Origin of the sequence: Mesorhizobium sp. B2-8-5 (genome assembly GCF_006440675.2) — a bacterium.
Taxonomy (GTDB): Bacteria; Pseudomonadota; Alphaproteobacteria; order Rhizobiales; family Rhizobiaceae; genus Mesorhizobium.
Window position 1 is genome coordinate 1,893,385 of sequence record NZ_CP083951.1, and the last position, 26,122, is coordinate 1,919,506.

19 protein-coding genes are annotated in these 26,122 nt (G+C 64.3%); 8 read left to right on the forward strand and 11 right to left on the reverse strand.

The window, feature by feature from the left end:
• Together kdpA and FJ430_RS09210 are read right to left on the reverse strand one after the other, a co-directional pair.
• Nucleotides 1-1,704 carry a potassium-transporting ATPase subunit KdpA gene (gene kdpA / locus FJ430_RS09205; protein WP_140710257.1) on the reverse strand — a complete coding sequence of 568 codons (1,704 nt, stop codon included), beginning with the start codon at nucleotides 1,702-1,704 and terminating at the stop codon, nucleotides 1-3.
• A gap of 21 nt (nucleotides 1,705-1,725) precedes the next feature.
• Entirely contained in the window at nucleotides 1,726-1,815 is a 90-nt protein-coding gene (locus FJ430_RS09210; protein WP_036257910.1) for a K(+)-transporting ATPase subunit F, read from the reverse strand.
• Nucleotides 1,816-2,221: 406 nt separating this feature from the next.
• Here FJ430_RS09210 and FJ430_RS09215 point away from each other — a divergent pair, with 406 nt between their 5' ends.
• A complete protein-coding gene (locus FJ430_RS09215) occupies nucleotides 2,222-2,752 on the forward strand; it encodes a hypothetical protein (RefSeq protein ID WP_140710261.1) in 531 nt (176 codons plus the stop codon).
• Here FJ430_RS09215 and FJ430_RS09220 read toward each other — a convergent pair.
• The 5 genes from FJ430_RS09220 to FJ430_RS09240 form a co-directional block, all read right to left on the reverse strand.
• Nucleotides 2,747-4,189 carry an amidase gene (locus FJ430_RS09220; protein ID WP_140710263.1) on the reverse strand — a complete coding sequence of 481 codons (1,443 nt, stop codon included), beginning with the start codon at nucleotides 4,187-4,189 and terminating at the stop codon, nucleotides 2,747-2,749. The two genes, FJ430_RS09215 and FJ430_RS09220, sit on opposite strands and share 6 nt — an antisense overlap.
• Nucleotides 4,190-4,373: 184 nt before the next feature.
• Nucleotides 4,374-5,465 (reverse strand): Gfo/Idh/MocA family protein, encoded by a 1,092-nt coding sequence (locus FJ430_RS09225; RefSeq protein ID WP_140658103.1) that lies wholly within the window; start codon nucleotides 5,463-5,465, stop codon nucleotides 4,374-4,376.
• 317 nt (nucleotides 5,466-5,782) lie between these two features.
• Nucleotides 5,783-6,955 (reverse strand): ABC transporter substrate-binding protein, encoded by a 1,173-nt coding sequence (locus FJ430_RS09230; protein WP_140710265.1) that lies wholly within the window; start codon nucleotides 6,953-6,955, stop codon nucleotides 5,783-5,785.
• Nucleotides 6,956-7,019: 64 nt separating this feature from the next.
• A complete protein-coding gene (locus FJ430_RS09235) occupies nucleotides 7,020-7,871 on the reverse strand; it encodes an ABC transporter permease (protein WP_140710267.1) in 852 nt (283 codons plus the stop codon).
• Nucleotides 7,868-8,695: an ABC transporter ATP-binding protein gene (locus FJ430_RS09240; RefSeq protein WP_140710269.1), complete on the reverse strand. Its 828-nt coding sequence runs from the start codon at nucleotides 8,693-8,695 to the stop codon at nucleotides 7,868-7,870. The genes FJ430_RS09235 and FJ430_RS09240 overlap by 4 nt, the downstream gene beginning before the upstream one ends.
• Nucleotides 8,696-8,973: 278 nt before the next feature.
• Here FJ430_RS09240 and FJ430_RS09245 point away from each other — a divergent pair, with 278 nt between their 5' ends.
• Nucleotides 8,974-9,921 carry a MurR/RpiR family transcriptional regulator gene (locus FJ430_RS09245; RefSeq protein ID WP_140647920.1) on the forward strand — a complete coding sequence of 316 codons (948 nt, stop codon included), beginning with the start codon at nucleotides 8,974-8,976 and terminating at the stop codon, nucleotides 9,919-9,921.
• 209 nt (nucleotides 9,922-10,130) lie between these two features.
• Nucleotides 10,131-11,918 (forward strand): NAD(P)/FAD-dependent oxidoreductase, encoded by a 1,788-nt coding sequence (locus tag FJ430_RS09250; protein ID WP_140710271.1) that lies wholly within the window; start codon nucleotides 10,131-10,133, stop codon nucleotides 11,916-11,918.
• A 210-nt stretch (nucleotides 11,919-12,128) separates the two neighbouring features.
• On the opposite strand, the gene FJ430_RS09255 is transcribed toward FJ430_RS09250, so the two are convergent.
• Together FJ430_RS09255 and FJ430_RS09260 are read right to left on the reverse strand one after the other, a co-directional pair.
• A complete protein-coding gene (locus FJ430_RS09255; RefSeq protein WP_140710273.1) occupies nucleotides 12,129-13,361 on the reverse strand; it encodes an amidohydrolase/deacetylase family metallohydrolase in 1,233 nt (410 codons plus the stop codon).
• A gap of 31 nt (nucleotides 13,362-13,392) precedes the next feature.
• Entirely contained in the window at nucleotides 13,393-13,758 is a 366-nt protein-coding gene (locus FJ430_RS09260) for a RidA family protein (protein ID WP_140647917.1), read from the reverse strand.
• Nucleotides 13,759-13,946: 188 nt separating this feature from the next.
• Between FJ430_RS09260 and FJ430_RS09265 the strand changes: the two genes are divergently transcribed.
• Nucleotides 13,947-14,432 carry a hypothetical protein gene (locus FJ430_RS09265; protein WP_140647916.1) on the forward strand — a complete coding sequence of 162 codons (486 nt, stop codon included), beginning with the start codon at nucleotides 13,947-13,949 and terminating at the stop codon, nucleotides 14,430-14,432.
• A 628-nt stretch (nucleotides 14,433-15,060) separates the two neighbouring features.
• Here the strand turns inward: FJ430_RS09265 and FJ430_RS09270 are convergent.
• Complete coding sequence (locus FJ430_RS09270; RefSeq protein WP_140710275.1) at nucleotides 15,061-15,315, reverse strand: hypothetical protein; 255 nt, start codon at nucleotides 15,313-15,315, stop codon at nucleotides 15,061-15,063.
• 240 nt (nucleotides 15,316-15,555) lie between these two features.
• Between FJ430_RS09270 and FJ430_RS09275 the strand changes: the two genes are divergently transcribed.
• The 4 genes from FJ430_RS09275 (at nucleotide 15,556) to FJ430_RS09290 (ending at nucleotide 25,700) form a co-directional block, all read left to right on the forward strand.
• Nucleotides 15,556-17,049 carry an ATP-binding protein gene (locus FJ430_RS09275; RefSeq protein ID WP_140710277.1) on the forward strand — a complete coding sequence of 498 codons (1,494 nt, stop codon included), beginning with the start codon at nucleotides 15,556-15,558 and terminating at the stop codon, nucleotides 17,047-17,049.
• A 626-nt stretch (nucleotides 17,050-17,675) separates the two neighbouring features.
• Nucleotides 17,676-22,610 carry a beta strand repeat-containing protein gene (locus FJ430_RS09280; RefSeq protein WP_226892122.1) on the forward strand — a complete coding sequence of 1,645 codons (4,935 nt, stop codon included), beginning with the start codon at nucleotides 17,676-17,678 and terminating at the stop codon, nucleotides 22,608-22,610.
• 37 nt (nucleotides 22,611-22,647) lie between these two features.
• A complete protein-coding gene (locus FJ430_RS09285; RefSeq protein WP_210242098.1) occupies nucleotides 22,648-24,372 on the forward strand; it encodes a type I secretion system permease/ATPase in 1,725 nt (574 codons plus the stop codon).
• On the forward strand, nucleotides 24,369-25,700 hold the full coding sequence (locus FJ430_RS09290; RefSeq protein ID WP_140642521.1) for an HlyD family type I secretion periplasmic adaptor subunit: 1,332 nt from the start codon (nucleotides 24,369-24,371) through the stop codon (nucleotides 25,698-25,700). Before FJ430_RS09285 ends, FJ430_RS09290 begins: the two co-directional genes overlap by 4 nt.
• 31 nt (nucleotides 25,701-25,731) lie before the next feature.
• On the opposite strand, the gene FJ430_RS09295 is transcribed toward FJ430_RS09290, so the two are convergent.
• On the reverse strand, nucleotides 25,732-25,881 hold the full coding sequence (locus FJ430_RS09295) for a hypothetical protein (protein WP_181175463.1): 150 nt from the start codon (nucleotides 25,879-25,881) through the stop codon (nucleotides 25,732-25,734).
• Nucleotides 25,882-26,122 lie beyond the last annotated feature (241 nt).

The window sequence follows — 26,122 nt, forward strand, 5'->3', positions numbered from 1 at the left end:
TCAGAAGGTCTGTCCATGGATCATCGCCAGATGCTCGACGATCGGACCGACGGCGAGCGACGGGAAGAAGGTGAGGCCGCCGACGATGACGATGACGCCGACCAGCAGGCCGACGAACAGCGTGCCGTCGGTCGGGAAGGTCCCGGCGGAGGCAGGCACGGTCTTCTTGGCGGCGAGCGAGCCGGTGATGGCCAAAGCCGGGATAATGACCAGGAAGCGGCCCATCAGCATGCCGACAGCCATGGTCAGATTATACCAGGGCGTGTTGCCGGAGAGGCCGCCGAAGGCCGAGCCGTTGTTCGCGGCCGCCGAAGTATAGGCGTAGAGCACCTCGGTGAAGCCGTGCGGGCCGCCATTGGCCATCGAGGCCACCGCGCTTGGCAGGACAACGGCGATGGCCGTGAAGATCAGCATCGCCAGCGGCAGGCACAGGATGGCAAGCATCGCCATCTTGACCTCCCTGGCCTCGATCTTCTTGCCGAGATATTCCGGCGTGCGGCCGACCATCAGACCGGCGACGAAGACGGCGACGACGACGAACATCAGGATGCCGTAGAAGCCGGCGCCGACACCGCCGACGATGACTTCGCCGAGCTGCATGTTGATCAGCGGGATCATGCCGCCGAGCGCTGTGAAACTATCGTGCATGGCGTTGACGGCGCCGCAGGAGGCGGCCGTGGTGATGACCGCGAACAGCGCCGAGGCGGCGATACCGAAGCGCGTCTCCTTGCCTTCCATGTTGCCGCCGTCGATGCCGAGCGCATGGACCAGCGGGTTGCCGGCAGCCTCGGCCCAGTAGCAGACGGCGACGCCGATGAGGAACAGCACGCCCATCGAGGCGAGGATCGCCCAGCCTTGGCGCTGGTTGCCGACCATGCGGCCGAAGACATTGGTGAGGCCGGCGCCGAGCGCGAAGATCGACAGCATCTGGATCAGGTTGGAGATGGCGTCCGGATTCTCGAACGGATGCGCGGCGTTGGCGTTGAAGAAGCCGCCGCCATTGGTGCCGAGCATCTTGATGGCGACCTGCGACGCGACCGGCCCGAGCGCGATCGTCTGCTTGGCGCCCTCCAGCGTGGTGGCATCGACATACGGCCCAAGGGTCTGCGGGATGCCGAGCCACACATAGGCAAGCGTCAGCACGATGCAGAGCGGCAGGAGCACGTAGAGCGTGCAGCGGGTGAGGTCGACCCAGAAATTGCCGATCGACTTGCCGGAGGCGCGTGCGAAGCCGCGGATCAAGGCGATCGCGATGGCAATACCGGTAGCGGCCGAGACGAAGTTCTGGACGGTGAGGCCGGCCATCTGCACGAGATAGGACATCGTGCTTTCGCCGCCGTAGTTCTGCCAGTTGGTGTTGGTGATGAAGCTGGCGGCGGTGTTGAAGGCCAGCTGCGGGTCGACCGCGGTCATGCCCGCGGGATTGTAGGGCAGCACGCCCTGCAGCCGCTGCAGCGCGTAAAGGACCAGCAGGCCGGCGAGATTGAAGAGCAGCATGCCCGTCGCGTAGACGGCCCAGTGCTGTTCTTCCCTGTCGCTCGTGCCGGCGAGGCGATAGAGGCCACGCTCGATAGGGACGAGCACCGGCGACAGCAAGGTGCGATCGCCGCTGAAGACGCGGTACATATAGAAGCCGAGCGGCTTCACGAGCAAAAGCAGGATGCCGCAATAGACGAGGATCTGTATCCAGCCATTTATGGTCATGATGGGCTCTCCGCGTACCGGTCAGAAGCGCTCTGGGCGGATCAGCGCGTAGGTGAGGTAGGCAAGCAGGAACAAGGTCACCGCGCCGCCGAGGATGTAGTCGAAAAGCATGGTACGGTCCTTTCTCAGATTCTGTCGCAGGCTTTGACGTAGGCTAAGGACAGGGCGAAGAATAAAACCCCGATCCCGAGAACTATGAGGTCCATTGCAGGTGTTCCTTGTTTTCCACTTGTGTCCGCAGACCGCATAGGCGGGCTGAAAACTGCACGCACACGCTCGTCACCTTGGCGGCGACGGCGGTTCACAGCGTTTCTTCGAACGGAAATATGGACCCGATCGCCATAAAGGTTCGAGACGGGAGGGATGGGAAAGATATAGGAATTTTATAGGGGTTTTGAGCGGGCGGCGACCGCGTTATCCAACCTGCTGAATAGGCGCCGTAAACTTATATGGTGGTTTAGTCCGTGAAATTCTGAAGACCGGGTCAATCGACATACCTGCAGCGGAAGGCGAGGAAGTGAGCGAGATCTTTGAACCCAAGATCATAAGTGGATCCAGAGGCAAAGCTGTGCTGTATCTTGTTGGAAGCTTGGCTCTCTTCTGGGCCGGTGCAACGATTGTGCCGGATACCGATTTCGAACGTGTCCTAACCGAGCTTGGACTGGTTCTCTTTGGGTTGTGCTTACCTCTGTTCGGCTGGCTGATAATCCGTCCACAATCGCTGCGGCTGAATAGCTGCGGATTTACTCTATGCGGCGGACTAGTCTGTTCACAGAAGCAAGTTCTTTGGGCAGACATTGACGGCTTCTTTGTCCATAACTTACCCAAAGGCAACCAGGCAGTTGCTTACAATTTTCGACCGGGGGCTAAAACCGCTTCACCGCTTACGCGGATCAGCAAAAAACTGGGAGCTAAAGCCTTGTTACCCGGTATATGGCCGTTGTCGGCCGAGCAGATGGTCGAAACCCTGAACGTCTATCGGCTCCAGGCGTTAAGTCGTGAGCCCGAGCAGTCGTCAGAACCGCCGCTCTCAGGTGGTGGATTATAATCCAGTTCCCGGCCGCCGATCCTTCCACGGCATCTCCCCTTCCAACTGCGTGGAAAGCGCGAGCACCATCGCCTCGTCGCCGTAACGGCCGACGAGCTGGACGCCGATCGGCACGCCGCCGGCCGACTGCCCGAGCGGCAGCGAGATCGCCGGCAGGCCGGAGATGTTGAAGGGGAAGTTGAAGACCGCGTCGCCCCATTTGGCGTTGTAACGATCGAGATCGGTCTCCGACATGTCGTAATAGCCGAGCGGACGCGGCAGTTGCGTCAGCGTCGGGGTGATGAAGATGTCATAGGGGTTGAGGTCGCCGACGATATCGCGGCCGATCAACCTCAACTGCTCGACATCCGAAATATGCTTGATGCCGCTGGTCGCGCGGCCGCGCTGGATGATCGCCCAGGTCAACGGTTCGACATCGTTCGGCGTGACGGGGCGGCCGACCAGCGTCTCCAGGAAGCCGAAAGTGGCAGCCGTCTGCACGCAGGTCATGTCGGTGTAGATCTTCCAGACGGCATCGGAGTCGAGCGGCATGTCGTGCTCCTCGATGTCGTGGCCGAGACGTTCCAGCGCGGCGACCGTGGAGAGCACGGTTGCCTTGACGTCAGGATCAATCGCCGTGCCGTTGGGCGGCGTGACGGAAAAGCCGATGTGCAGTTTCTTCGGCGCTCGCGCGGAAAGGCTGAGCCAGCTGTCCGCCGGCACCGGCGGCGTGTAGGCGTCGCCGGGCAGGGTGCCGGCCACCGCGTCGAGATAGGCGGCGGTGTCGCGGATCGTTCGCGAGCAGCAGAGGAAATAGGCGCCGCCATACCAATAGTCGCCGAAGGGCGCCAGGCTGACGCGGCCGCGCGATGGCTTCAGGCCGACAATGCCGCAGCAGGAAGCCGGAACGCGGATCGAGCCGGCGCCGTCGCTGGCTTCGGCGATCGAGACCATGCGCGAGGCGATCGCGGCAGCAGCGCCGCCGCTCGAGCCGCCCGGCGTGACGCCTTCCTTCCACGGGTTCTTCGTCGTGCCGTAGAGTTTCGGCTCAGTGGTGATCGACCAGCCGTTTTCCGGCGCGTTGGATTTCCCGACGAGGATAAGGCCAGCCGCCTTGATGCGTCGCACCACCTCGCTGTCGGAATCGGCGACGAAGTCCTTGAGGTAGCGGCAGGAATTGGTGAGAGGCGCGCCGGTCCAGGACGAAGCGAGCTCCTTGAGTAGATAGGGAACCCCAGCGAAGGGCGCGTTCTTGTCAACCGACGCCGCCTGGGCGCGCGCCAGGTCGTAGAGACGATGGACGACCGCGTTGAGTTCCGGGTTCAGGCGCTCGATCATGGTGATCGCCGCTTCGACGAGCTCGGCGGGAGAAACCTCGCCGCGCTTCACAAGTCCGGCGAGAGCCAGCGCGTCGGACTGGGTGTAGGTTTCGAGCAAGCTCTTCGAGATCGCGACCATGTGTTTCCTCCCACTTGCAAGTGCTGTCGGCTGAGAACTGGCCCGGACTCGCCCTCACCCAGCCTCCGCTTCGCTCGGCTGGCCTCTCCCCGCTGCGAGAGGAGATTGTCGGCGTCGGCGCCAACCTCTTCTCCGTGCAGGGGAGAAGGTGGCCGCGAAGCGGCCGGATGAGGGAGCGACGGCTTTAGGCCAGCTCGACGGTGCGCTTTTCCGCGATGCTCTGCTCGGCCGCCAGCACGATGCGCAGGCTGTTCACCGCGGCATCCATCTGCTCGGTCAAATCAAGATCCTCGCGGATGGCGCGCAGGAAGAAGGCCTGCTCACGGTCGCAAAGCTCCTGGTGGCCAGGTTCGTCTTCCATGCTGACGATCTCGTCGGGCTTGGCAAAATTCTTGTCGCCGTCGACCTGCGCATAATGGATCTTCAGCGCGTCGGTCTTGGTGTGGCGGTCGATGTCGGCGGAATCAGACACCTCCTCAGCGTCCTTGGCGCTGCTGCCCGATTGGCCGGCGACGATCGAGACGGCGCCCTTGGGACCGACCACGTCCTTCACGAAATAGGCCGTCTCGCTCATCATCGGGCCCCAGCCCGCCTCATACCAGCCGACCGAGCCGTCATCGAAGGTGACGTGCAAATGGCCGTAATTCTGCTTGTCGGCCTCGGCCCAGAGTTTTGCGCCGATGCCGTGCACGCGCACCGGCTTGGCGCCGGTCAGCTGGCACATGACGTCGACATAGTGCACGCCGCAGTCGACGATCGGGATCAGCGAATCGATCAGGTTCTTGTGCCAGTGCCAGGCGGTGCCGCTGCTCTGCTGGTTGAGGTTCAGGCGCATCACCAACGGCTTGCCGAGCGTCTTGCCGACCTCGATGAATTTGATCCAGGACGGGTGGACGCGCAGGATGTAGCCCAGCACCAGCTTGCGGTTCTTCGCCCGCGCCGCGGCCACAACCTTTTCGGCGTCCGCGATGTTGGTGGCCAGCGGCTTTTCCATGAACACATGGCAGTTGGCGGCGATCGCCTTCAGCGCGTATTCGGCGTGCGTGTTCGGCCAGCTGTTGATGGAGACCGCGTCCGGCTTGGTCTCCTTCAGCGCCAGGTCGAAATCCTCGTAGAGCGGGTAGCCGGCGAGTTCTTTCGGGATCTTCTTGTTGCTCTTGATGCTGCGGCTCATGATGCCGACGATCTCGAAGCCGTCGGAGCGGTGATAGGCGCTGGCATGCGAAGCGCCCATATTGCCCAGACCAACCACCAGAATTTTCACTTTGTCGGCCATTTCAGCCTCCCTAATTTCTTGATTCAGTCATGGGCGGCGATCGATCGCCGCTCGTATGCCTATCTGGGACAACCAGCTAGGTCAGCGCCGCCGCTCATCACCCGGCCCCTTCCTCTCCCCCGTCGATCGGGGGAGAGGTGTCGAGCAAAGCTCGACGGAGTGGGGGTCGACCTTCGCCGCGCGCCTGGTTTCTTGCGCGCCAGATTGTGCCTGTCTTGCAGCGGCTACGCGTTTGGCGAACGCCTTCTCCCACTCCGTCACCGCTTCGCGGCGCCACCTCTCCCCCTTCCGGAGGCAGAGGAAAGGAGCCTGCCCCCTTACTTCACTGCCGAATCGAACAGGTGCGCCTTGATCTTGTCGACGTCGAGCGCGGCAAAGCCTTCCGACAGCTTCACGCCGTCGGCGTCGGCCTTGACCTTGGCCTTGTCGAAGTCGTTGGCGGCCGGGATCAGGTCGTTGGTGCAGACGTCTTCCGCCTTCACCGGCGCGGTGATCTGGCCGATCTTGAGGATCTCGTCGAAGAAGCCCTGCCAGCTCGCCATGTCGTGCGAGCCCCAGCCGCCACGCTTGTCCATGTCGCCGCGGAAGACGTTGATCTGCTGCAGGATGGATGTGGTGCCGAGCTCGGGGCCGAGGTTCTTGGCCAAGGTCGGGAACTGCTCGAACACGGCCTCGACCGCGGCACGCGGGTTCTGGTAGCCGAATTCGAGACCCATCGCCCAGCCACGCAGGTATTTCTCCAGGAAGGCCTTCTTGTCGGCGTCCTCGAGATCGGCGGCGCGCACGACAAACGTGTTGGCCGGCAGCTTCGAGTTCTGCACGCCGAGCCAGTATTCGAAGTCGAGGCCCTTTGCGATCCATTCGGCGCGCAGCCCCTCCCAGGAGAGCGCCGCATCGCCCTGGCCGCCGGCAAGCGCGGTGCCCCAGGTCGGCCAGCCGGCCTCGACATATTTCACCTTCTTGATGTCGACGCCTTGGGCCGCAAGCAGCGGATCGACGATCGCCTGCCAGGCGGCGGAGCCGAGCAGGATGGTCTTGCCTTCGAGATCCTTGAGGTTCTTGGTGCCCTGGCCCTTGCGGAAGGCGATGCTGAAGGTGTCGCGCGCGCCCATGTGGAAGACGGACTTCAGCTTCATGCCGTTCTGGATGGCGAAGGAGAAGACGCCGGGCGAGGGGAAGCCCATGTCGGCCTGGCCGACATCGACGAACTTCACCGTCGCGGTGCCATCCGACGGGCCCGGCTGCATGTCGGTGGCGAGGTCGCCGAAATAGCCGGCTTTCTTGGCCGACCAGTAGGGATAGTCGTCCAGCACTTCCAGCGTGCCGCGCGGCGAGATCCAGGTGAATTTCTCATAGGCCGCCGCCCTGGCCTTCAGGCCAGACGCGCCAAGCGCGGTGGCGGTCACGACGCCGGCCGCCGTCACCTGCAGGAAATAGCGGCGGCTGATGCCCGCTCTTGTCGATGTGTCGAATGAGCTTTCGTTGGTCATGGCATTCCCCTTTTGTTGATTGCTTGCCTTCGCCCGCCTCCCGGGCGACCTCGTCCTTTCGCGCTTATGTTTCCCAGCTCGCCCATTTCTTGCCGATCAGGAAGAACAGCACGTAGATCAGGATGCCGAGCGTCGACAGGATCAGCACCACCGCGAAGAATTGCGGCATCTGGATCATCGACGAATAGGAGGTCAGCCGGTTGCCGAGGCCGAAGCCGCCGCCGACCATCTCGGCGCCGACGGCGGTGAGCAGCCCGAAGATCGCGCCGATCATCAGCCCGACCAGGATCATCGGCAGCGCCATCGGCGCGCGGATCTTCCAGAAGATCTGCAGTGTGCTGGCGCCATAGGAGCGGGCCAAAGCGATCTTGGCGCTGTCGACGCGGCGGAAGCCGGTCGCGGCGTTGATCATCACCATCGGGCCGGCGGCCAAGGCCACGGCGATGATGCGCGGCGTATAGCCGAAGCCGAAGCGCAAGATGAGCAGCGGCACCAGCGCCAACATCGGCGTGGTGACGAGGATGAGGATGTAGGGCGCGACGATTTTTTCGGCGAAGGGAAACTGGGTGATCACCGCCGCCATCACCAAGCCGACCATGGCGCCGACGGCGAAGCCCGAGACGAGCTCGACCAGCGTGTAGCCGAGATGCGGCGCGATCAGCGGGAACTCGTCGAACAAGGCGTAGGCGATCGAGCTCGGCGGCGGCATAATATATTGCGGCACGTGGAAGATGCGCAGCGCGAGCTCTATGCCGCCGACGATCACCACCGCGACGGCGAGGATGGCCGCCACCTCGGCGCCGGACTTGATGCCGGGGCCGCTGGCGAAGGCCGAAAGATTGGTCAGGCTGACATCCTGGCCGTCGCCGCCTGACTTCGCCTTGGAGAATTCCGGAATGGCGTCGCCCCCGCTCACGGCCTGATCCTCACGATTTCGGCCGACGGCCGCTCCGGCGTACTCGGCCGGACGCGTTCGCCGACAATGTCCATCTTGATTTTGTTGGTGAGATCGAAAACCTCCTTCGTCGCCATGATTTCCAGCGAGCGCGGCCGCGGGAACGGCACGTCGTAGACCTTGGCGACGCGGCCGGGCCGCGTCGTCAGCACCACCACGCGGTCGGAAAGGAAGATCGCTTCCTCGATGCTGTGGGTGATGAAGACGATGGTGGTCTTGGTGTCGAGCCAGATCTCCTCGACGAGGCGGTTCATCTCCTCGCGGGTGAAACTGTCGAGCGCGCCGAAAGGCTCGTCCATCAGCAGCACCGAGGGTTTCAGCGCCAGCGCGCGCACGATCGCGGCGCGCTGCTGCATGCCGCCGGAAAGCTCGCGCGGGAACTTGCCGCCGAAGCCGTCGAGCCCGACGCGGTTCAACAGATGCGCGATCCAGGCGCGATCGGGTTTCTCGCCCTTGATCTCGAAAGGGAAGTTGATGTTGGCGTCGAGATTGCGCCAGGGCAGGAGGTTCGCTTCCTGGAAGACGATGCCGATCTCGGGCCGCGGGCCGGTGATCTCCTTGCCGTCGAGCAGGATCGCGCCCGCGGTCAGCCGATGCAGGCCCGACATCGACCACAACAACGTGGTCTTGCCGCAGCCGGAGGGGCCGACGATGGATACGATCTCGTTCGGCCACACATCCAGGCTGCAGCGATCCAGCGCCAGAAGATCGCCGGAGGCCGTTTGATAGACCTTGGTCGCTGCCTGCACGCCGAGCTTCGGCGTTGTTGCGCTTGCCGTATTCATGCTCCCCCTCGGAGACTGCGCGATGCGTTGCCGGAGGCCCCATCTGTCCGCGAAATCAGTCTGTAACTATCCTACTTTACTGTCAAGCGGCGACAGATGGCGGATGCAATCAGGTTCAATCAGATTTTGTCTAACTGTTTGGTTTTCATAAATTTTATGATCCCTTGCCGTGTGTGTTACTTTCCTACATACTCCGTCTCGGTTGATTTGCCTATGGCCAGCGGGCGGATAATCGCGAAGATGATAGTTCCAGAAGCGGGCTGGGGAGGACTTGGCGAATGACCGAAGCTGACAGCCAGGCGTTGCGAGCGACCGACGAGGACGACGAGCGGCACGACCATCTCCGGCGCATTCCCGATATCATCTCGCAGGTGAAGGACAGCTATGCGGAATTGCGGCCGGCAGAGCGCCGCGTCGCCGACGTCGTGCTCGACGACGTCAAATATGCGGTCGACGCTTCCAACGCCGCGCTTGCCCAGCGCGCCGGGGTCAGCGAGCCGACGGTCACCCGCTTCTGCCGCGCCATCGGCTGCGATGGCGTGCGCGATTTCAAGCTGAAGCTGGCGCAGAGCCTTGTCGTCGGCGCGCTCTATCTCGCCACCAAGCCGCAACCCGCGAACGGCGACAGCGGCATGCCGTTCTGGAACGCGGTGTTCGGCGAGGCGCGGCGCGCGCTGCAGGAGGCGGAGCGGCAGATCGATCCGGGACAGTTGCAAAAGGCCGCGGAACTGATCGCCAAGGCGCGGCAGGTGACGGTGTTCGGCCTCGGCGGCAGCTCGTCGGCGCTGGCGCAGGAGACGCAATACCGCCTGTTCCGCTACGGCATCACCATCAGCGCGCAATGCGATCCGTATTTGATGCGCATGACCGCCTCGACATTGAAGCCGGGCGATCTGGTGATCGCGATTTCCGCAACGGGGCGCACGCGCGAGGTGATCGAAGCGGTGGAACTCGCCAAGCATTACCGCGCCAACGCGATCTGCGTGACGGCGCCGGATACCGAACTGACGCGCGTCTGCGATGTGCGGCTGACGATGGCTGTTCCCGAATATCCCGACACGCTGAAGCCGACGGCGTCGCGCTATGCTTTCCTGGCGGCCATCGATCTGCTGGCGGTGGCAACCGCCTACAGGATCGACGGCCCGGCGCGCGAAACGGTGCGCCGGATCAAATACAACGCCCAGATCCACCGGACCGGCAAGGAGATGGAGCCGCTGGGGGATTGAGGCAGCCGATATTCAGGTGAGGCCGGCCTGCAAATGGCGGTTCCCTACGCTTCCGGTGCTCACGTACGAAAAGTGCGCTCCGCTCCGGTTCTCGGAACCCACCATTTTCGACTCGGCCTCACCTGAATATCGGCTGCCTCAAGGCGAGTTTCGACAAGGTCGACAAAGGTGGCCGTGTCGTTCGAATATATTCGGAGGGAAGGACAAAAATGCTCGACATCGCACCATCGCAACAGGCGGCAACCTGGCTCGGCGCTTTCGGCCGGGCGCTCGAAGCCGGCGACGTCGAGGCGGCGACGAACCTCTTCGCGGAGGATTGCTACTGGCGCGATCTTTTGACTTTCACATGGAACATCAAGACCATGGAGGGGCAGGCCGCGATCCGCGCGATGCTGAAGGCCACGCTCCACCTGGCGCAGCCGTCGCACTGGCGGCTGACCGGAGAGCCAGGCGTCGACGATGGCATCGTCGAAGCCTGGTTCAGCTTCGAGACGACGGTGGCGCGCGGCGAGGGGATCCTGCGGCTCAAGGACGGCCGCTGCCGCACGCTGTTCACGGCGATGAGCGAGCTCAAGGGTTTCGAAGAGCGGAAAGGCCCGGCCCGGCCGCTCGGCATCCGCCACAAGGCCGACCCCAAACGCGAAACCTGGGCGGAAGCCAGGGCGCGCGAGGCGCGCGACCTCGGTGTGCACGAGCAGCCCTATTGCCTGGTGATCGGCGGCGGGCAGGGCGGCATCATGCTCGGCGCCCGGCTGCGGCAACTGGGCGTTCCGACCCTTGTCATCGAGAAGAACGCGCGCGCCGGCGACTCCTGGCGCAACCGCTACCGTTCGCTCGTGCTGCACGATCCGGTCTGGTACGACCATCTGCCCTATGTTCCGTTCCCGGAAAACTGGCCGGTCTTCACGCCCAAGGACAAGATGGGCGACTGGCTGGAGATGTATACCCGCGTCATGGAGCTGAATTACTGGGTGGCCACCAAATGCATCAGCGCCGCCTATGACGAGGCCGAAAAGGTGTGGACGGTGGTGGTCGACCGCGTCGGCCAGCGCGTCACGCTGAAGCCGAAACACATCGTCTTCGCCACCGGCGCCTATGGTCCGCCGCGGCCGATCGAATTGCCGGGCACGGACAGCTTCAAGGGCGAGCTTTTGCATTCCAGCCAGTATTCCACCGGCGAGAAATTCCGCGGCGAGCGCGTCGCGGTGATCGGCGCTGCAAGTTCGGGGCACGATGTCAGCGTCGATCTCTGGGAAGCGGGCGCCAAGGTCACCATGGTCCAGCGTTCGCCGACGACCGTGGTGAAATCCGACACGCTGATGGATGTCGGCTTCGAGATCTTTTCGGAGAAGGCGCTGGCCCGCGGCATCACCACCGACAAGGCCGACATGATCGTGGCCTCGACGCCCTTCGCGCTGGTGCCGAAGGGCCAGCGCGCGCTCTACGACGCGATCCGGGCGCGCGACGCGGATTTCTACAAACGCCTCAGCGACAGCGGCTTCGCCATCGATTTCGGCGAGGACGAGACCGGGCTGCTGATGAAGGCCTACCGCACAGGCTCCGGCTATTACATCGATGTCGGCGCCTGCGAGCTGATCCTGAACGGCGAGATCAAGGTCAAGAGCCGCGTCGGCATCAAGATGCTGACGCCGTCCGGCATCCTGTTCGAGGACGGCAGCGAGCTCGCCGTCGACGCCATCGTCTGCTGCACCGGCTACCAGTCGATGAACGAGACGGTTGCGGGGATCGTCTCGCGCGAGGCCGCCGACAAAGTCGGCCCGTGCTGGGGGCTGGGCTCCGGCGTCAAGGGCGATCCGGGTCCGTGGCAGGGCGAATTGCGCAACATGTGGAAGCCGACGGCGCAGGAAGCGCTGTGGTTCCACGGCGGCAATCTGGCGCTGTCGAGATTCTACTCGAAATATGTGGCGCTGCAGCTCAAGGCGCGGATGGAGGGGATCGCGACGCCTGTCTATGGCGAGCCGAGTAATGCGAGGTAAGGTCGACCCCCACTCCGTCGAGCTTCGCTCGACACCTCTCCCCCGATCGACGGGGGAGAGGAAGGCGCGCTTATTCCAGCTGGCTCCCTTCCTCTCCCTCCGGAGGGGGGAGAGGTGGCGCTGCGAAGCAGCGACGGAGTGGGGGAAGTCATTCGTCAAACGCGCCGCCGCCGCAATCCTGCCGGCCATCTCCCCTCAGGGAGAGATCAGCTAATCATACCCCCGCCCAAAATGCCTCGCCGCCACATCCACATGCGTGTGGCGCGCAGGCGCCTCGAAGCGGTCGGTCTCATTGTGGTCGGGCGCCTCGTTCGGCCACCATTTGCCGCCGATGGCGATGCCGTTGGAGACCAGACGCTGGTCCGCGACCAGTGACGCGCCGACAGCGTCGACGAAGGTGAAGCGGCCCTGCTGCAACTTCAGCACCGCGACATCGCCGATGCCGCCGACCTTCAGCGCACCGAGCTCCGGCCGGGCAATCGCCTGAGCGGGATTCATGGTCGCCGCGCGCAACACTTCGACCAGCGGCATGCCGAGCGCCATCAGCTTCGACATGCAGACCAGCATGTCGAAGGCCGGGCCGTCGACGCAGTAGAGATGCACGTCGCTCGAAATCACGTCTGGAGCCAGGCCTTCGGCCAGCATCGCCTTGGCGACCTCGAAGTCGAAGGAGCCCATGCCGTGGCCGATGTCGAAGATGACGCCGCGCTCGCGGGCGAGGCGCATGTCCGGCCGCACCGCGCCGGAGGCGAAGACCGGCGCGTTGGGGAAGGGGCGGAAGCAATGGGTGAGGATGTCGCCGCGGCGCAGCCTGGGCAGCACTTCCGAGCGGCCCGGCGGCGGCTCGTCGATATGCGCCATCAGCGGCAGGCCGGCCTTGTCGGCGGCCTCCAACGCCAGGTCCACCGGAGCGATGCCGCTCGAACCGCCGGCATGCTTGCCGGAACGTACCTTGACGCCGACGACGACGTCGGCGTGCTCGCGTACCGCGGCAACCGTCTCGCGCGGCTCGCAAAGCCTGAGGTCGCTGCATTCGCCGACAGACACGGTGTTCGAGAATCCGAAAATGCCGGCGAAGGAGATGTTGACGTAAGCGAGGATGCGCACCTTCGAGCGCTCGATGACATGGCGGCGAAAGCCGAGCAAATTGCCGGCGCCGGCGCTGCCGGCGTCGATGAAGGTGGTGGTGCCGCTCTTGGCGGCGAGCCGGTCGGCATCGACGCCGAGCGAGGTTCCGCCCCAATAGACGTGGCTGTGCAGATCGACGAGGCCGGGCGCGACGATACAATCCCTGGCGTCGACCACCTGCGTGGCATGTTCGGCATCGATGGCGGCCTCGATCGCCGCAACACGCCCATCGGCGATGGCGACGTCGCGCTGCGCGTCCAGGCCCGATGCGGGATCGATGACGCGCCCGCCCTTTATCAGGAGATCGAACTGCATCGGTGCACTCCCTGCTGCTGCGTGTTCGCGATCAGAGCGGCCGGTAGGCGACCGCCTCGACCTCGATCTTGATGTCGATCATCAGGCGGGATTCGACGGTGGTGCGCGCCGGCGGATCCTGCGGGAAATGCTTTGCATAAACGGTGTTGAACGTGCCGAAATCGCGCGCATCCTCCAGCCAGACGGTGGTCTTCACCACATCGTCCATGGTGCAGCCGGCAAGCGCCAGCGCCGCCTTGACGTTCTGCAGCACCTGCTCGGTCTGTTCGGCGATGCCGCCCTTGACCACGAGCCCGTCGCTGCCTACCGGCACCTGGCCGGAGACATAGACAAAATCGCCGGCGCGCACGGCGGGCGAGAGCGGAACATGCGATTTTCCAAAGCATTGCTTGGGCAAGTGAGCCTCCTCCTGGCGATCGAGCGGGACCGTTCACATAGCCGTCTACGCTCGTCGGCACGATCCTCCTAGAGGCAATGTCGGAAAGCAACATTTTTTCGAAATCCATGTTGCTTTATTACAGAAGCCTGAGCATCTTGCGCTCGACGCCGCCTCCGACCGGCCGCGCGTATGAGGAGAGATCCAGCATGACCTTAGACAAGAATCCGTTTCCGGAAGGCGATGCCGACCGCCACGCGCTTTGGGAAATGTTGGTGCGGCGCGATATCGATGCTTTCCTCGGTCAGGACTGGTCGATGGTCGAGGACGATTTCATCGCCGAAAGCTTCTTCGGCATGCACGCGCATTTCCTCAACAATGCCGATGCCTGGAGGCTGCAATTCCCGAGGCTGGAGGTCTATCGCGACGAATGGCTGCGGCAGGCCAAGGAAACCGCGGCGACGAAATTCGCCGAACCGCTGCGCGAGGCGCTGTTCCGCGTCACCAACATGCGCGACATCGATGTCGATGGCGACCGCGCGGTGCTGCACAAGAAGTTCGACGGCTCGGTCGCCAAGGCCGACGGCGGCGTCGACCGGCTCAAATGGCAGACGCTCTATTTCTGCCGCAAGGTCGGCGGACGCTGGAAGATCGCCGGTTTTGTCGGCTACATGCCGCATCCGCTGGGAAGCTAGCGGCCCGTCGGACGGCGCCGGCGTTGGTAAAATCGACCATTGTGGAGATTAGCCGAAGCGCCGGTCAGTTCGTCATCCTAGGGCGGAACGGCCGCGTAGACCCGAGAATCCTATGCCGTGACCTTCGAGGCGTCGCGGCGGTGAAGGCTTTGGCACCGCAGCGCCTGCGTATGCATCCTCTTTTTCTGGACCGCGGCATTCTTCGGCACGCGTAATGGCATGGATTCTAGGGTCTGCGCGCGTCGCTTCGCTCCTTGCTCCGCCCTAGAATGACGAAGCCGCGTAGCGTTCGGCATCGCTAATGATCGTTTGGCGCCTTGCCTCGAACTCGGCTTTCTTGGTTGCAGAAGCCTCGGTCTGGTTGAGCGCCTGCCATTCCGCATAAGTCGTGGCATGCTTCGGAGGTTGGCGTAAATCGCCTCTCCTTCGTCATCCACGGGCGGAGCAAGGAGCGAAGCGACGCGCGCAGACCCGAGGATCCATTCCGTAACTTCGAGGCGTCGCAGCGGTGCAGGCTTTGGCACCGCAGGCATTCTTCGGCAGGCTCAATGGCACAGGATCCTTGGGTCTTCGCTCCCGCTTCGCGTCGCTACGCACCAAGATGACGACGTTGGGGCCAATCGGCAGCCTATGACAGAAGCGGCGATCGTTCGTCCGGGGAGCGGTGGTCGAAGACGACGCCCATGGTCTTACCAACGGCAGCCATGACGATCAGTTCGATCAGATGGTCGTCACTGTCCTGGCAGGCCGGGTCGGATCGGCGGATGACGTCGAGCATCGCCCGGGTCGAGACGGTGTCGCCGGCGCGAAATTTCGAAAGAGCAGCCGAAACAAGGTCTTGCACCGTCGGGTCCATGACGGGTACTTCCGCAGCGACGTTCATTGGCCTCCTCCTGCCATGAACCCTCCCATAAAAAGATGATACGCCAATGGTTGGATTGCGCCAGTGAAATGGTGGTCCGACCAGTGTGGCTGGCGACAGCCTGCCGCCATTCGCGCCAGGGACGGGCTGACGCCCGCCCATAGGTGTGGAACACCGAGCCGACGGCTGCGACCCATGCTCGACGCACCGCGCTCAGGTTGGTAAGCCCGTCGCGTGCAGGGAGACGATCCGAGTCGAGACATGACGGTTGCAATCGAGATGGGGCAGACGACGGCGGGCGCGCCGGCGGCCCTCGACCTGGAGGAGTTGTTGGCGACCCGCCTGCTGGTGCAGGGCAATTCGGGCTCCGGCAAGTCGCATCTCCTGCGCCGGTTGCTCGAACAGAGCGCGCCCTGGGTGCAGCAGACGATCATCGATCCCGAAGGCGACTTCGTGTCTCTGGGCGAACGCTATGGCCATCTGGTGATCGATGCGGAGGAGCATACCGAGCGCGGCCTGCAGGCGGCGGGCGAGCGGGCGCGCATCCATCGCGTCTCGACGGTGCTCAACCTCGAAGGGCTCGATGCCGAGAACCAGATGCGGCGTGCCGCGGCATTCTTGGGCGGGCTGTTCGAGGTCGCGCGCGACCATTGGTATCCGATGCTCGTGGTCGTCGACGAGGCGCAGCTCTTCGCGCCCGCCGCCGCCGGCGAGGTTTCGGACGAGGCGCGCAAGCTCTCGCTGGGCGCCATGACCAATCTGATGTGTCGCGGCCGCAAGCGCGGGCTTGCCGGCATCATCGCCACGCAGCGGCTGGCGAAGCTCGCCAAGAACGTCGCGGCGGAGGCCTCCAACTTTCTGATGGGCCGCACCTTCCTCGACATCGACATGGCGCGCGCCGCCGACCTGCTCGGCATGGAGCGGCGCCAGGCCGAAGCTTTCCGCGACCTGGAGCGCGGGCATTTCATGGCGCTCGGTCCGGCTTTGTCGCGCCGTCCGCTCAGCGTGCGCATCGGCCAGACCGAAACCAGCCCGCGCAACGGCACGCCGCGGCTGATGCCGCTGCCGGAAGCGATGCTGGAAGATGCGCGCTCGATCATCCTCGCGGCGCCGCCGCCGGAGACGGTCAGGCCGCAACGGCGGCCTTCGCCCGATCTGCTCGACCAGCTGATGGCGGCCAAGGCCGCGCCGCTGGACATCCGCCCCGAGCCGGCGGAACCGCAGCCCAGCGCCGAGGACCTCGCCGAGCGGCGCGAGCGGTTGGACCGCATCCTGCGCGCCATCCTGGCCGAGCCGGATGCCGGGTTCCGCCTCATCGGCGTGCTCTACCAGGAGTTCGTCGTTCGCTGCCGCATCGAGGGGCTCGCTTCGGTCGTGCCTGACCTTTCGGAATTCCGCCGCATGCTGACGCGGGCGCGTGCGGGCGTCGGCTCCGACATGGCCGAGGACGACGCCTGGCGCGACGTTTCCGTGCGCGCTTCGCTGCTGCCCGAGGATATGCAGGGCGTGTTCATGATGATCGCCCGCGCCGCCAAGGAAGGCTGGCCATGTCCGAGCGACGCGGCGATCGCGCGAGCCTACGGCTCGCATTCGCTGCGCCGCGCGCGCCGGCTGCTCGACTATATCGAGGAGCAAGGCCTCATCGTCTGCCAGGTCGACGGCGTCGGCCGGCGCACGGTGACGCTGGTCGAACTCGCCTGGGCGACCGCGCCGGGCGACCCGAATGCCGCAGAGCAAGCCAGCCTGGCTGGCTGACATCGGAAGACGCTGGCGACCTGGCTCTGGCGGCCTTTGCGCCATTGGTTGACGGCCAGCCTGCTTTGTCGGTTGCACGCAGCGCTACATGTTCCGATAAAATTTCCAACAGAAATGCCAGCGACCGAGCGATGGCGAAGTCAACGCTGCGCCATCAAAGCACGCTGCGCCGAAACGGACTCGGGCCGTGCACTTTAAGTCTTTGTTTTGATGCATATCATTCCCTCCAAATCGCAGTCCACTTTGGCAGACACAGGCATCAATCGATGGGGTGGCAGATTCGTTAAATGTCTAATGAATCGTTAACATTACGCGGCAATATATATTCCGTTATGGTTTCCAAATCGTAAAAAGCTAATATACCTGAATATAGGTATGCTTGTCCCGCGATTGCGGCGACCGAGGGGGGCACGCCAGCTAGGAATGTTGGGTGCGAGCGTGCAAGCGCTCTGGGGTGGGGTTTTGTCTCTCGGCGAGAGAAGTCTTTACGTTCAATCAGAGTGGCTTGGTCCTGACCAACCGCCGCAGGCGGAAGCATCCGCTTGCGTCGTCTGCACCAGGATCAGCAGTAACCGTTGGGGCGAACACTTCCATTGTTCGCAAGGGATCACAGGGGGAAATTGGCAATGGCGACCACAACAGTTTCGGGCTCGACCGTCACGTTTTCGAATTCGGGCGCGGCAGCCGATCTGACTCAATCCGGCACAGAGGACGGCAGCCTTCAGTTCACGTTCGACGTGCTTGCGGCAAGCGGTGGCGGGACCAAGACGACGATCTATTCGGTGGATGACGGCACCAAGAACGACGACGGAGGGGCCAGCATCACAGTCACCAACAAGGCCTTCGCCGATTATAACAAGGATCTCCTGATACAGGATCAAGCGGGAATTCAATTCGCCGAAACCAGCGCAAATGGCGCGAAATTCTGGATCGGAAGTGACAACAAGATTCATTACGACGCGACCGCTGTAGCCCCCCTGATCAACGCGCTCGGTGCTGGAGAGCACTTTACGGACACGATCCAATACACGATCAAGATGTCGAACGGCACGCTCAGCGTGGGTACGCTGTCGGTGGTGATCAATGGTGTGAACGACGCGGCGGTGATCACCGGCACGAGCACGGCGGAGCTGACCGAGACCGACGCGGCGCAGAACACCGGCGGCAAGCTCGACGCCACCGACGTGGACAGCTCGGCCGCCTTCGTGACGCAGACCGATGCCGACGGCAGCAACGGCTACGGCAAGTTCTCGATCGCGGCCGACGGCACCTGGACCTACGCCATGAACAACGCCCACAACGAGTTCGTGGGCGGCCAGGACTATACCGACAGCATCACGGTGGCCACCGCGGACGGCACCAGCAAGGTGCTCACCGTCACCATCCACGGCACCAACGACGCGGCGGTGATCACCGGCACGAGCACGGCGGAGCTGACCGAGACCGACGCGGCGCAGAACACCGGCGGCAAGCTCGACGCCACCGACGTGGACAGCTCGGCCGCCTTCGTGACGCAGACCGATGCCGACGGCAGCAACGGCTACGGCAAGTTCTCGATCGCGGCCGACGGCACCTGGACCTACGCCATGAACAACGCCCACAACGAGTTCGTGGGCGGCCAGGACTATACCGACAGCATCACGGTGGCCACCGCGGACGGCACCAGCAAGGTGCTCACCGTCACCATCCACGGCACCAACGACGCGGCGGTGATCACCGGCACGAGCACGGCGGAGCTGACCGAGACCGACGCGGCGCAGAACACCGGCGGCAAGCTCGACGCCACCGACGTGGACAGCTCGGCCGCCTTCGTGACGCAGACCAATGCCGACGGCAGCAACGGCTACGGCAAGTTCTCGATCGCGGCCGACGGCACCTGGACCTACGCCATGAACAACGCCCACAACGAGTTCGTGGGCGGCCAGGACTATACCGACAGCATCACGGTGGCCACCGCGGACGGCACCAGCAAGGTGCTCACCGTCACCATCCACGGCACCAACGACGCGGCGGTGATCACCGGCACGAGCACGGCGGAGCTGACCGAGACCGACGCGGCGCAGAACACCGGCGGCAAGCTCGACGCCACCGACGTGGACAGCTCGGCCGCCTTCGTGACGCAGACCAATGCCGACGGCAGCAACGGCTACGGCAAGTTCTCGATCGCGGCCGACGGCACCTGGACCTACGCCATGAACAACGCCCACAACGAGTTCGTGGGCGGCCAGGACTATACCGACAGCATCACGGTGGCCACCGCGGACGGCACCAGCAAGGTGCTCACCGTCACCATCCACGGCACCAACGACGCGGCGGTGATCACCGGCACGAGCACGGCGGAGCTGACCGAGACCGACGCGGCGCAGAACACCGGCGGCAAGCTCGACGCCACCGACGTGGACAGCTCGGCCGCCTTCGTGACGCAGACCGATGCCGACGGCAGCAACGGCTACGGCAAGTTCTCGATCGCGGCCGACGGCACCTGGACCTACGCCATGAACAACGCCCACAACGAGTTCGTGGGCGGCCAGGACTATACCGACAGCATCACGGTGGCCACCGCGGACGGCACCAGCAAGGTGCTCACCGTCACCATCCACGGCACCAACGACGCGGCGGTGATCACCGGCACGAGCACGGCGGAGCTGACCGAGACCGACGCGGCGCAGAACACCGGCGGCAAGCTCGACGCCACCGACGTGGACAGCTCGGCCGCCTTCGTGACGCAGACCAATGCCGACGGCAGCAACGGCTACGGCAAGTTCTCGATCGCGGCCGACGGCACCTGGACCTACGCCATGAACAACGCCCACAACGAGTTCGTGGGCGGCCAGGACTATACCGACAGCATCACGGTGGCCACCGCGGACGGCACCAGCAAGGTGCTCACCGTCACCATCCACGGCACCAACGACGCGGCGGTGATCACCGGCACGAGCACGGCGGAGCTGACCGAGACCGACGCGGCGCAGAACACCGGCGGCAAGCTCGACGCCACCGACGTGGACAGCTCGGCCGCCTTCGTGACGCAGACCAATGCCGACGGCAGCAACGGCTACGGCAAGTTCTCGATCGCGGCCGACGGCACCTGGACCTACGCCATGAACAACGCCCACAACGAGTTCGTGGGCGGCCAGGACTATACCGACAGCATCACGGTGGCCACCGCGGACGGCACCAGCAAGGTGCTCACCGTCACCATCCACGGCACCAACGACGCGGCGGTGATCACCGGCACGAGCACGGCGGAGCTGACCGAGACCGACGCGGCGCAGAACACCGGCGGCAAGCTCGACGCCACCGACGTGGACAGCTCGGCCGCCTTCGTGACGCAGACCAATGCCGACGGCAGCAACGGCTACGGCAAGTTCTCGATCGCGGCCGACGGCACCTGGACCTACGCCATGAACAACGCCCACAACGAGTTCGTGGGCGGCCAGGACTATACCGACAGCATCACGGTGGCCACCGCGGACGGCACCAGCAAGGTGCTCACCGTCACCATCCACGGCACCAACGACGCGGCGGTGATCACCGGCACGAGCACGGCGGAGCTGACCGAGACCGACGCGGCGCAGAACACCGGCGGCAAGCTCGACGCCACCGACGTGGACAGCTCGGCCGCCTTCGTGACGCAGACCGATGCCGACGGCAGCAACGGCTACGGCAAGTTCTCGATCGCGGCCGACGGCACCTGGACCTACGCCATGAACAACGCCCACAACGAGTTCGTGGGCGGCCAGGACTATACCGACAGCATCACGGTGGCCACCGCGGACGGCACCAGCAAGGTGCTCACCGTCACCATCCACGGCACCAACGACGCGGCGGTGATCACCGGCACGAGCACGGCGGAGCTGACCGAGACCGACGCGGCGCAGAACACCGGCGGCAAGCTCGACGCCACCGACGTGGACAGCTCGGCCGCCTTCGTGACGCAGACCGATGCCGACGGCAGCAACGGCTACGGCAAGTTCTCGATCGCGGCCGACGGCACCTGGACCTACGCCATGAACAACGCCCACAACGAGTTCGTGGGCGGCCAGGACTATACCGACAGCATCACGGTGGCCACCGCGGACGGCACCAGCAAGGTGCTCACCGTCACCATCCACGGCACCAACGACGCGGCGGTGATCACCGGCATGAGCACGGCGGAGCTGACCGAGACCGACGCGGCGCAGAACACCGGCGGCAAGCTCGACGCCACCGACGTGGACAGCTCGGCCGCCTTCGTGACGCAGACCAATGCCGACGGCAGCAACGGCTACGGCAAGTTCTCGATCGCGGCCGACGGCACCTGGACCTACGCCATGAACAACGCCCACAACGAGTTCGTGGGCGGCCAGGACTATACCGACAGCATCACGGTGGCCACCGCGGACGGCACCAGCAAGGTGCTCACCGTCACCATCCACGGCACCAACGACGCGGCGGTGATCACCGGCATGAGCAGCGGTTCCGTGACCGAGGATGCCGTGCTGACCGTAAACGGCGCTCTGACCGTCAACGACCCCGACGCAGGCCAGAACTCGTTCCAGGTGCACAATGGCAGCAATCCGGTTGCCGGTACGTATGGCTCGCTGACCATCGATGCCGGTGGAAACTGGGTCTACACGCTCAACAATGCCGCGGCCAATGTCCAGGCCCTGACCTCTGCCGACCATCCGCACGACCAGATCCATGTATTGTCGGCCGATGGCACGGACCATGTCATCGACATCACGGTGAACGGTGCCAACGAGCCCGTGACCAACCATGCGCCGAGCGCCCCGGTATTCGTCCCGAGTTCGGCTCCGATCGCCGACGGGAATGCTATCGATTTGGGCCACTTCTTCTCCGTGGATCCCGATGCAGGCGATAGCGTGCAATATTCCGCTCTATTCACGCTCGGATCTGGCAACCTGAATTCGATCGGTGTCGACTCGAATTCCGGCGAACTGACGGCGAGTGTGCCCCCCGGACAAGTCGTCTCCGGCACGCTCACCGTCACTGCGACCGACAATCATGCTGCTTCTTCGTCGTCGCAAACCTTCAATGTCTGGATCGGCAACGGCAGCAGCAGCGGCAATGACGGGATCGTTCTCAGCAGCACGAACCCCAACATCGCGGACGGTCGAGCTGGCGCCGACGGACTGACAGGCTCCAGCGGTGTCGACTATATCTTCGGCGGAAGCGGCAACGATACGATCAAGGGCCTTGGCGGGGCAGACTGGTTGAGCGGCGGAGCCGGGGACGATCATTTCCGGTTCGAGGCGGTGAGCGATTCAACCCATGCGGCCTTCGACACCATTCTCGATTTCCAGCACGGGACGGGCTCAACGGGTCACGACTTCATCGACTTTGCGAGCACCCTTGGCCTGACCACAACCGGCACGGTCTCGGGTGGAAATCTGGCCGCTCATACCGTTGCCTGGCAGAGCGACGGGAGTGGCAACATGATCGTCTATGCCAATACCGGAAGCTCGATCGAGAGCGTGACGGGTGGAGCCCACATCATCGAAATCCATCTGATGGGGGTCTCCACGCTCACTGCCAACGACTTCACCCTGAGCGTCTGACAACCATGAAAAGTGACAGACGGCGGCAGATAAGATGATGCAGGACCATTCTGCGCTCAAGCTTGCTCTCTCCCGTTGCCGCGGCGGTTTCGCCGCGGTGGCGGGGTTCAGCTTCTTCATCAACCTGCTCGTACTCTCGACCTCGATCTATATGCTGCAGGTCTATGATCGCGTGCTGACGGGACGCAGCGTGGAAACGCTCGTCTATCTGACGCTGATTACGACGGCGGCGCTGGCTGCAATGGGCGCGCTCGAATTCTTCCGCTCCCGGCTGCTGGTGCAGCTCGGCACCTGGATCGACCGCGTGCTGTCGCCGCAGGTACTGGGCCGCGGGCTTGAGAACGCGTTGCGCGGCTCATCTTACCGCACCGAGGCGCTGCGCGACCTCGCCACGCTGCGCGGCTATCTTGGCGGCGGCGGCATCATGGCGCTGTTCGACGCGCCATGGATGCCGCTCTATCTCGGCTTCATCTTCCTGCTGCATCCCCTGCTCGGACTTCTGGCGCTGGGCGGCGCGATCATCCTGTTCGGCCTCGCCCTTGCCAACAACGCACTGACGGCCAACACGCTCAAACAGGCCAACGCCGCTTCCGCGCGCGCCTACCAGGCGGCGGATGCCGGTTTCCGCAATGCCGAAGTCATCGACGGGATGGGCATGGGCGGGGTGCTCGCCCGGCGTTGGGACGCGGCCAATGCGTCCGTGCTCGCGCTGCAGACGACCGCCAGCGACTGGGCCGGCCTGATCAATGCCTTCACCAAGCCGTTCCGGATGTTCCTGCAGGTCGCGGTGCTGGGGCTCGGCGCCTGGCTGTCGCTGCGCCATGAAGTCTCGCCCGGCGCCATGATCGCGGCCTCGATCATCATGTCGCGCGCGCTCGCGCCGGTCGAGCAGGCTATCGCAACCTGGAAACAGACGACCGCCGCTCGCGAGGCCTGGCGTCGCCTGGACCGGCTGTTCGAGGCTCCGTCGCTGCGCCCCCCGGGGATGGAATTGCCGCGTCCGCAGGGGCGGCTTTCGGTCGAGGCTGTCGCTTACACGCCAGCCGGCGCCAAGGAGCCCGCGCTCAGGAATCTCTCCTTCGCCGTGCCGCCGGGCCAGGTGCTTGCTGTGATTGGCCCGTCTGCGGCCGGCAAGTCGACGCTTGCCCGCCTGATCGTCGGCATGCTGTCGCCGCAGCAAGGCCGGGTTCGGCTCGACGGTGTCGACGTGTTTTCCTGGAACCGAACCGACTTCGGCTCTTATGTCGGCTACCTCCCTCAGGACGTCGAACTCTTTCCCGGCACCATCCGCGAGAACATCGCCCGCATGGAACAAGGCGATCCGGCCGAGATCGTGGCCGCCGCCCAGATGGCCGGCGTGCATGAGATGATCCTCAGGCTCCCGAACGGCTATGATACCGAGATCGGCGAACAGGGTTCGGTGCTCTCCGGTGGGCAGCGCCAGCGCATTGGCCTTGCCAGGGCGCTCTACCGCCGTCCGGCGCTGGTGGTGCTGGACGAGCCGAACTCCAATCTCGATGCCGTCGGCGAGGAAGCGCTGAACCAGGCGATTGCCGCGATGAAGGAGGCAGGTTCGACCGTGGTGATTGTCGCCCACCGCCCGTCGCTGATGGTGAACGTCGATTGCGTCCTGGTGCTGAACGATGGCCAGCCGCAAATGTTCGGCCCGCGCGATGGCGTGCTTGCGCAACTGCGCCGCCTAGAGCAGCAGTCCGCCCCGCCGCAGGTTCGGGTCGTCAGTTCCGAAAGGACCGGGTCGTGACGGAAGCCGCGCTGTCGCTGAAAATGCCGCCGCCACCGCCCGCCTGGCCGGCGGTAAGCGCCCATGTCTTCGGCGGCCTGACCGTCATCGGCCTGCTGTTCGGTGGCTTCGGCCTCTGGGCAGCCACCGCGCCGCTGACGAGCGCGGCGGTCGCGTCCGGGGTGGTGAAGGTCGACAGCAACCGCAAGACCATACAGCACCTGGAAGGCGGCATCATCCGGGAAATCCTGGTCCGGGAGGGAGACCTGGTCAAGCAGGGTCAGATACTGGTCCGCCTCGACGGGCTCGACGCGGAATCCGACCGCGACGCCGTGCGCGGCGAACTCGATTCCGCGCTCGCCGGCGAAGCCCGCCTGATCGCGCAGCGCGACGGCCTGAAGACAATTCCTTTTTCTGCGGACCTGTCGGCGCGGCAAAGCGACCCTACCGTCGCCGAGGCCATGGCCGGGCAGGAGCGCATCTTCCAGGACCAGGCCAAGGTTCAGGCGTCGGAGGTCGAGGTCTGGCAGCAGCGGATCGCCCAATACCATGCCCAGATGTCGGCGCTCGCTGCGAGAGTTGCGGCCTTCGAGATCCAGTTGCCGTCTCTGCGGGAAGAGCTGGCGGACGCCCGCACACTTCTCAAGAAAGGCTATGGGGTGAAGTCCCGCGTGCTCCAGCTCGAACGGCAGGTCATTGCCGCGCAGGGGGAGGCTGACTCGAACCGTGGCAATATAGAAAGCTTGCGGCAGCAGATCGCCGAGGCGGACGCGCAGATCGACAATGGCCGGCTCTCCTATGTCAAGAAGGCCGCCGAGGACCTTCGTGACGTCCAGACCAAACGTTCCGAGCTCGAAAAGGCGCTTCAGAAGACCGACGCGCGCGCGGCGCGCCGGGATGTCGTTGCGCCGGAAGATGGGGCGGTAATGAACCTTCGGTATTTCACGCCGGGCGGCGTTGTGCCCCCCGGCGGGATTATTCTCGATCTGGTTCCCGACCAGGACAAGATGGTGCTGGACGTCAAGATTCAGCCGCTGGATATCGATGTCGTTCGCCCCGGTTTGCCGGCGACGGTGCGGCTCGTCGCCTACAAGCAGAGAACCACGCCCACGGTGAAGGGCGCCCTTACCCGGGTTTCGGCCGACGCCGAGATCGACGAGCGCAGCGGCGCGACGTTTTTCAGGGGGACGGTCGAGGTGAGTGCCGATGAGCTGAAGAACCTCCCACAAGTGAAGCTATATCCGGGAATGCCGGTGGACGTCTCCGTTGTCACCGGCAAGCGAACCCTGCTCGAATATCTCTTTCAGCCGGTCGCCGACAGTTTCGCTCACGCCTTCAAGGAGGAATGAAAAGGCCGCCAGCCTCCAGTTGGCATGGCATTCACGGCTGCAGCTCCATCGTGCGGGCGCCGCGAAGCGGCGGCGCGCGATGGGTTGAGACGACGACGATCCGATCGCTGAAGCGGGCGAGCAGCCGCTCGAGAACGCGCGCTTCCTGCGTATCATCGAGGTGGGGCTCGTCGAGCAGCATGAGCGGCTTGGTCGACAGCCAGGTACGAAATCGCCCACCAGTTCCTTGCCGGCCTCGGCCTTGTGCCGCTTCGTCGATTTGGCGAACGCCTGGAACTGCTCGGCGTTGAGCGCTCCGCATATGCCGCGATGCCGCGCCTCGCACGAAGCGCAGAGCACCGGGACGCCTGTCGTGTGAATATCCTCGCGCACGACGGAACACCTATAGTGTTCCTACGCCTGCCAGCAACGCTCGTAGCGTC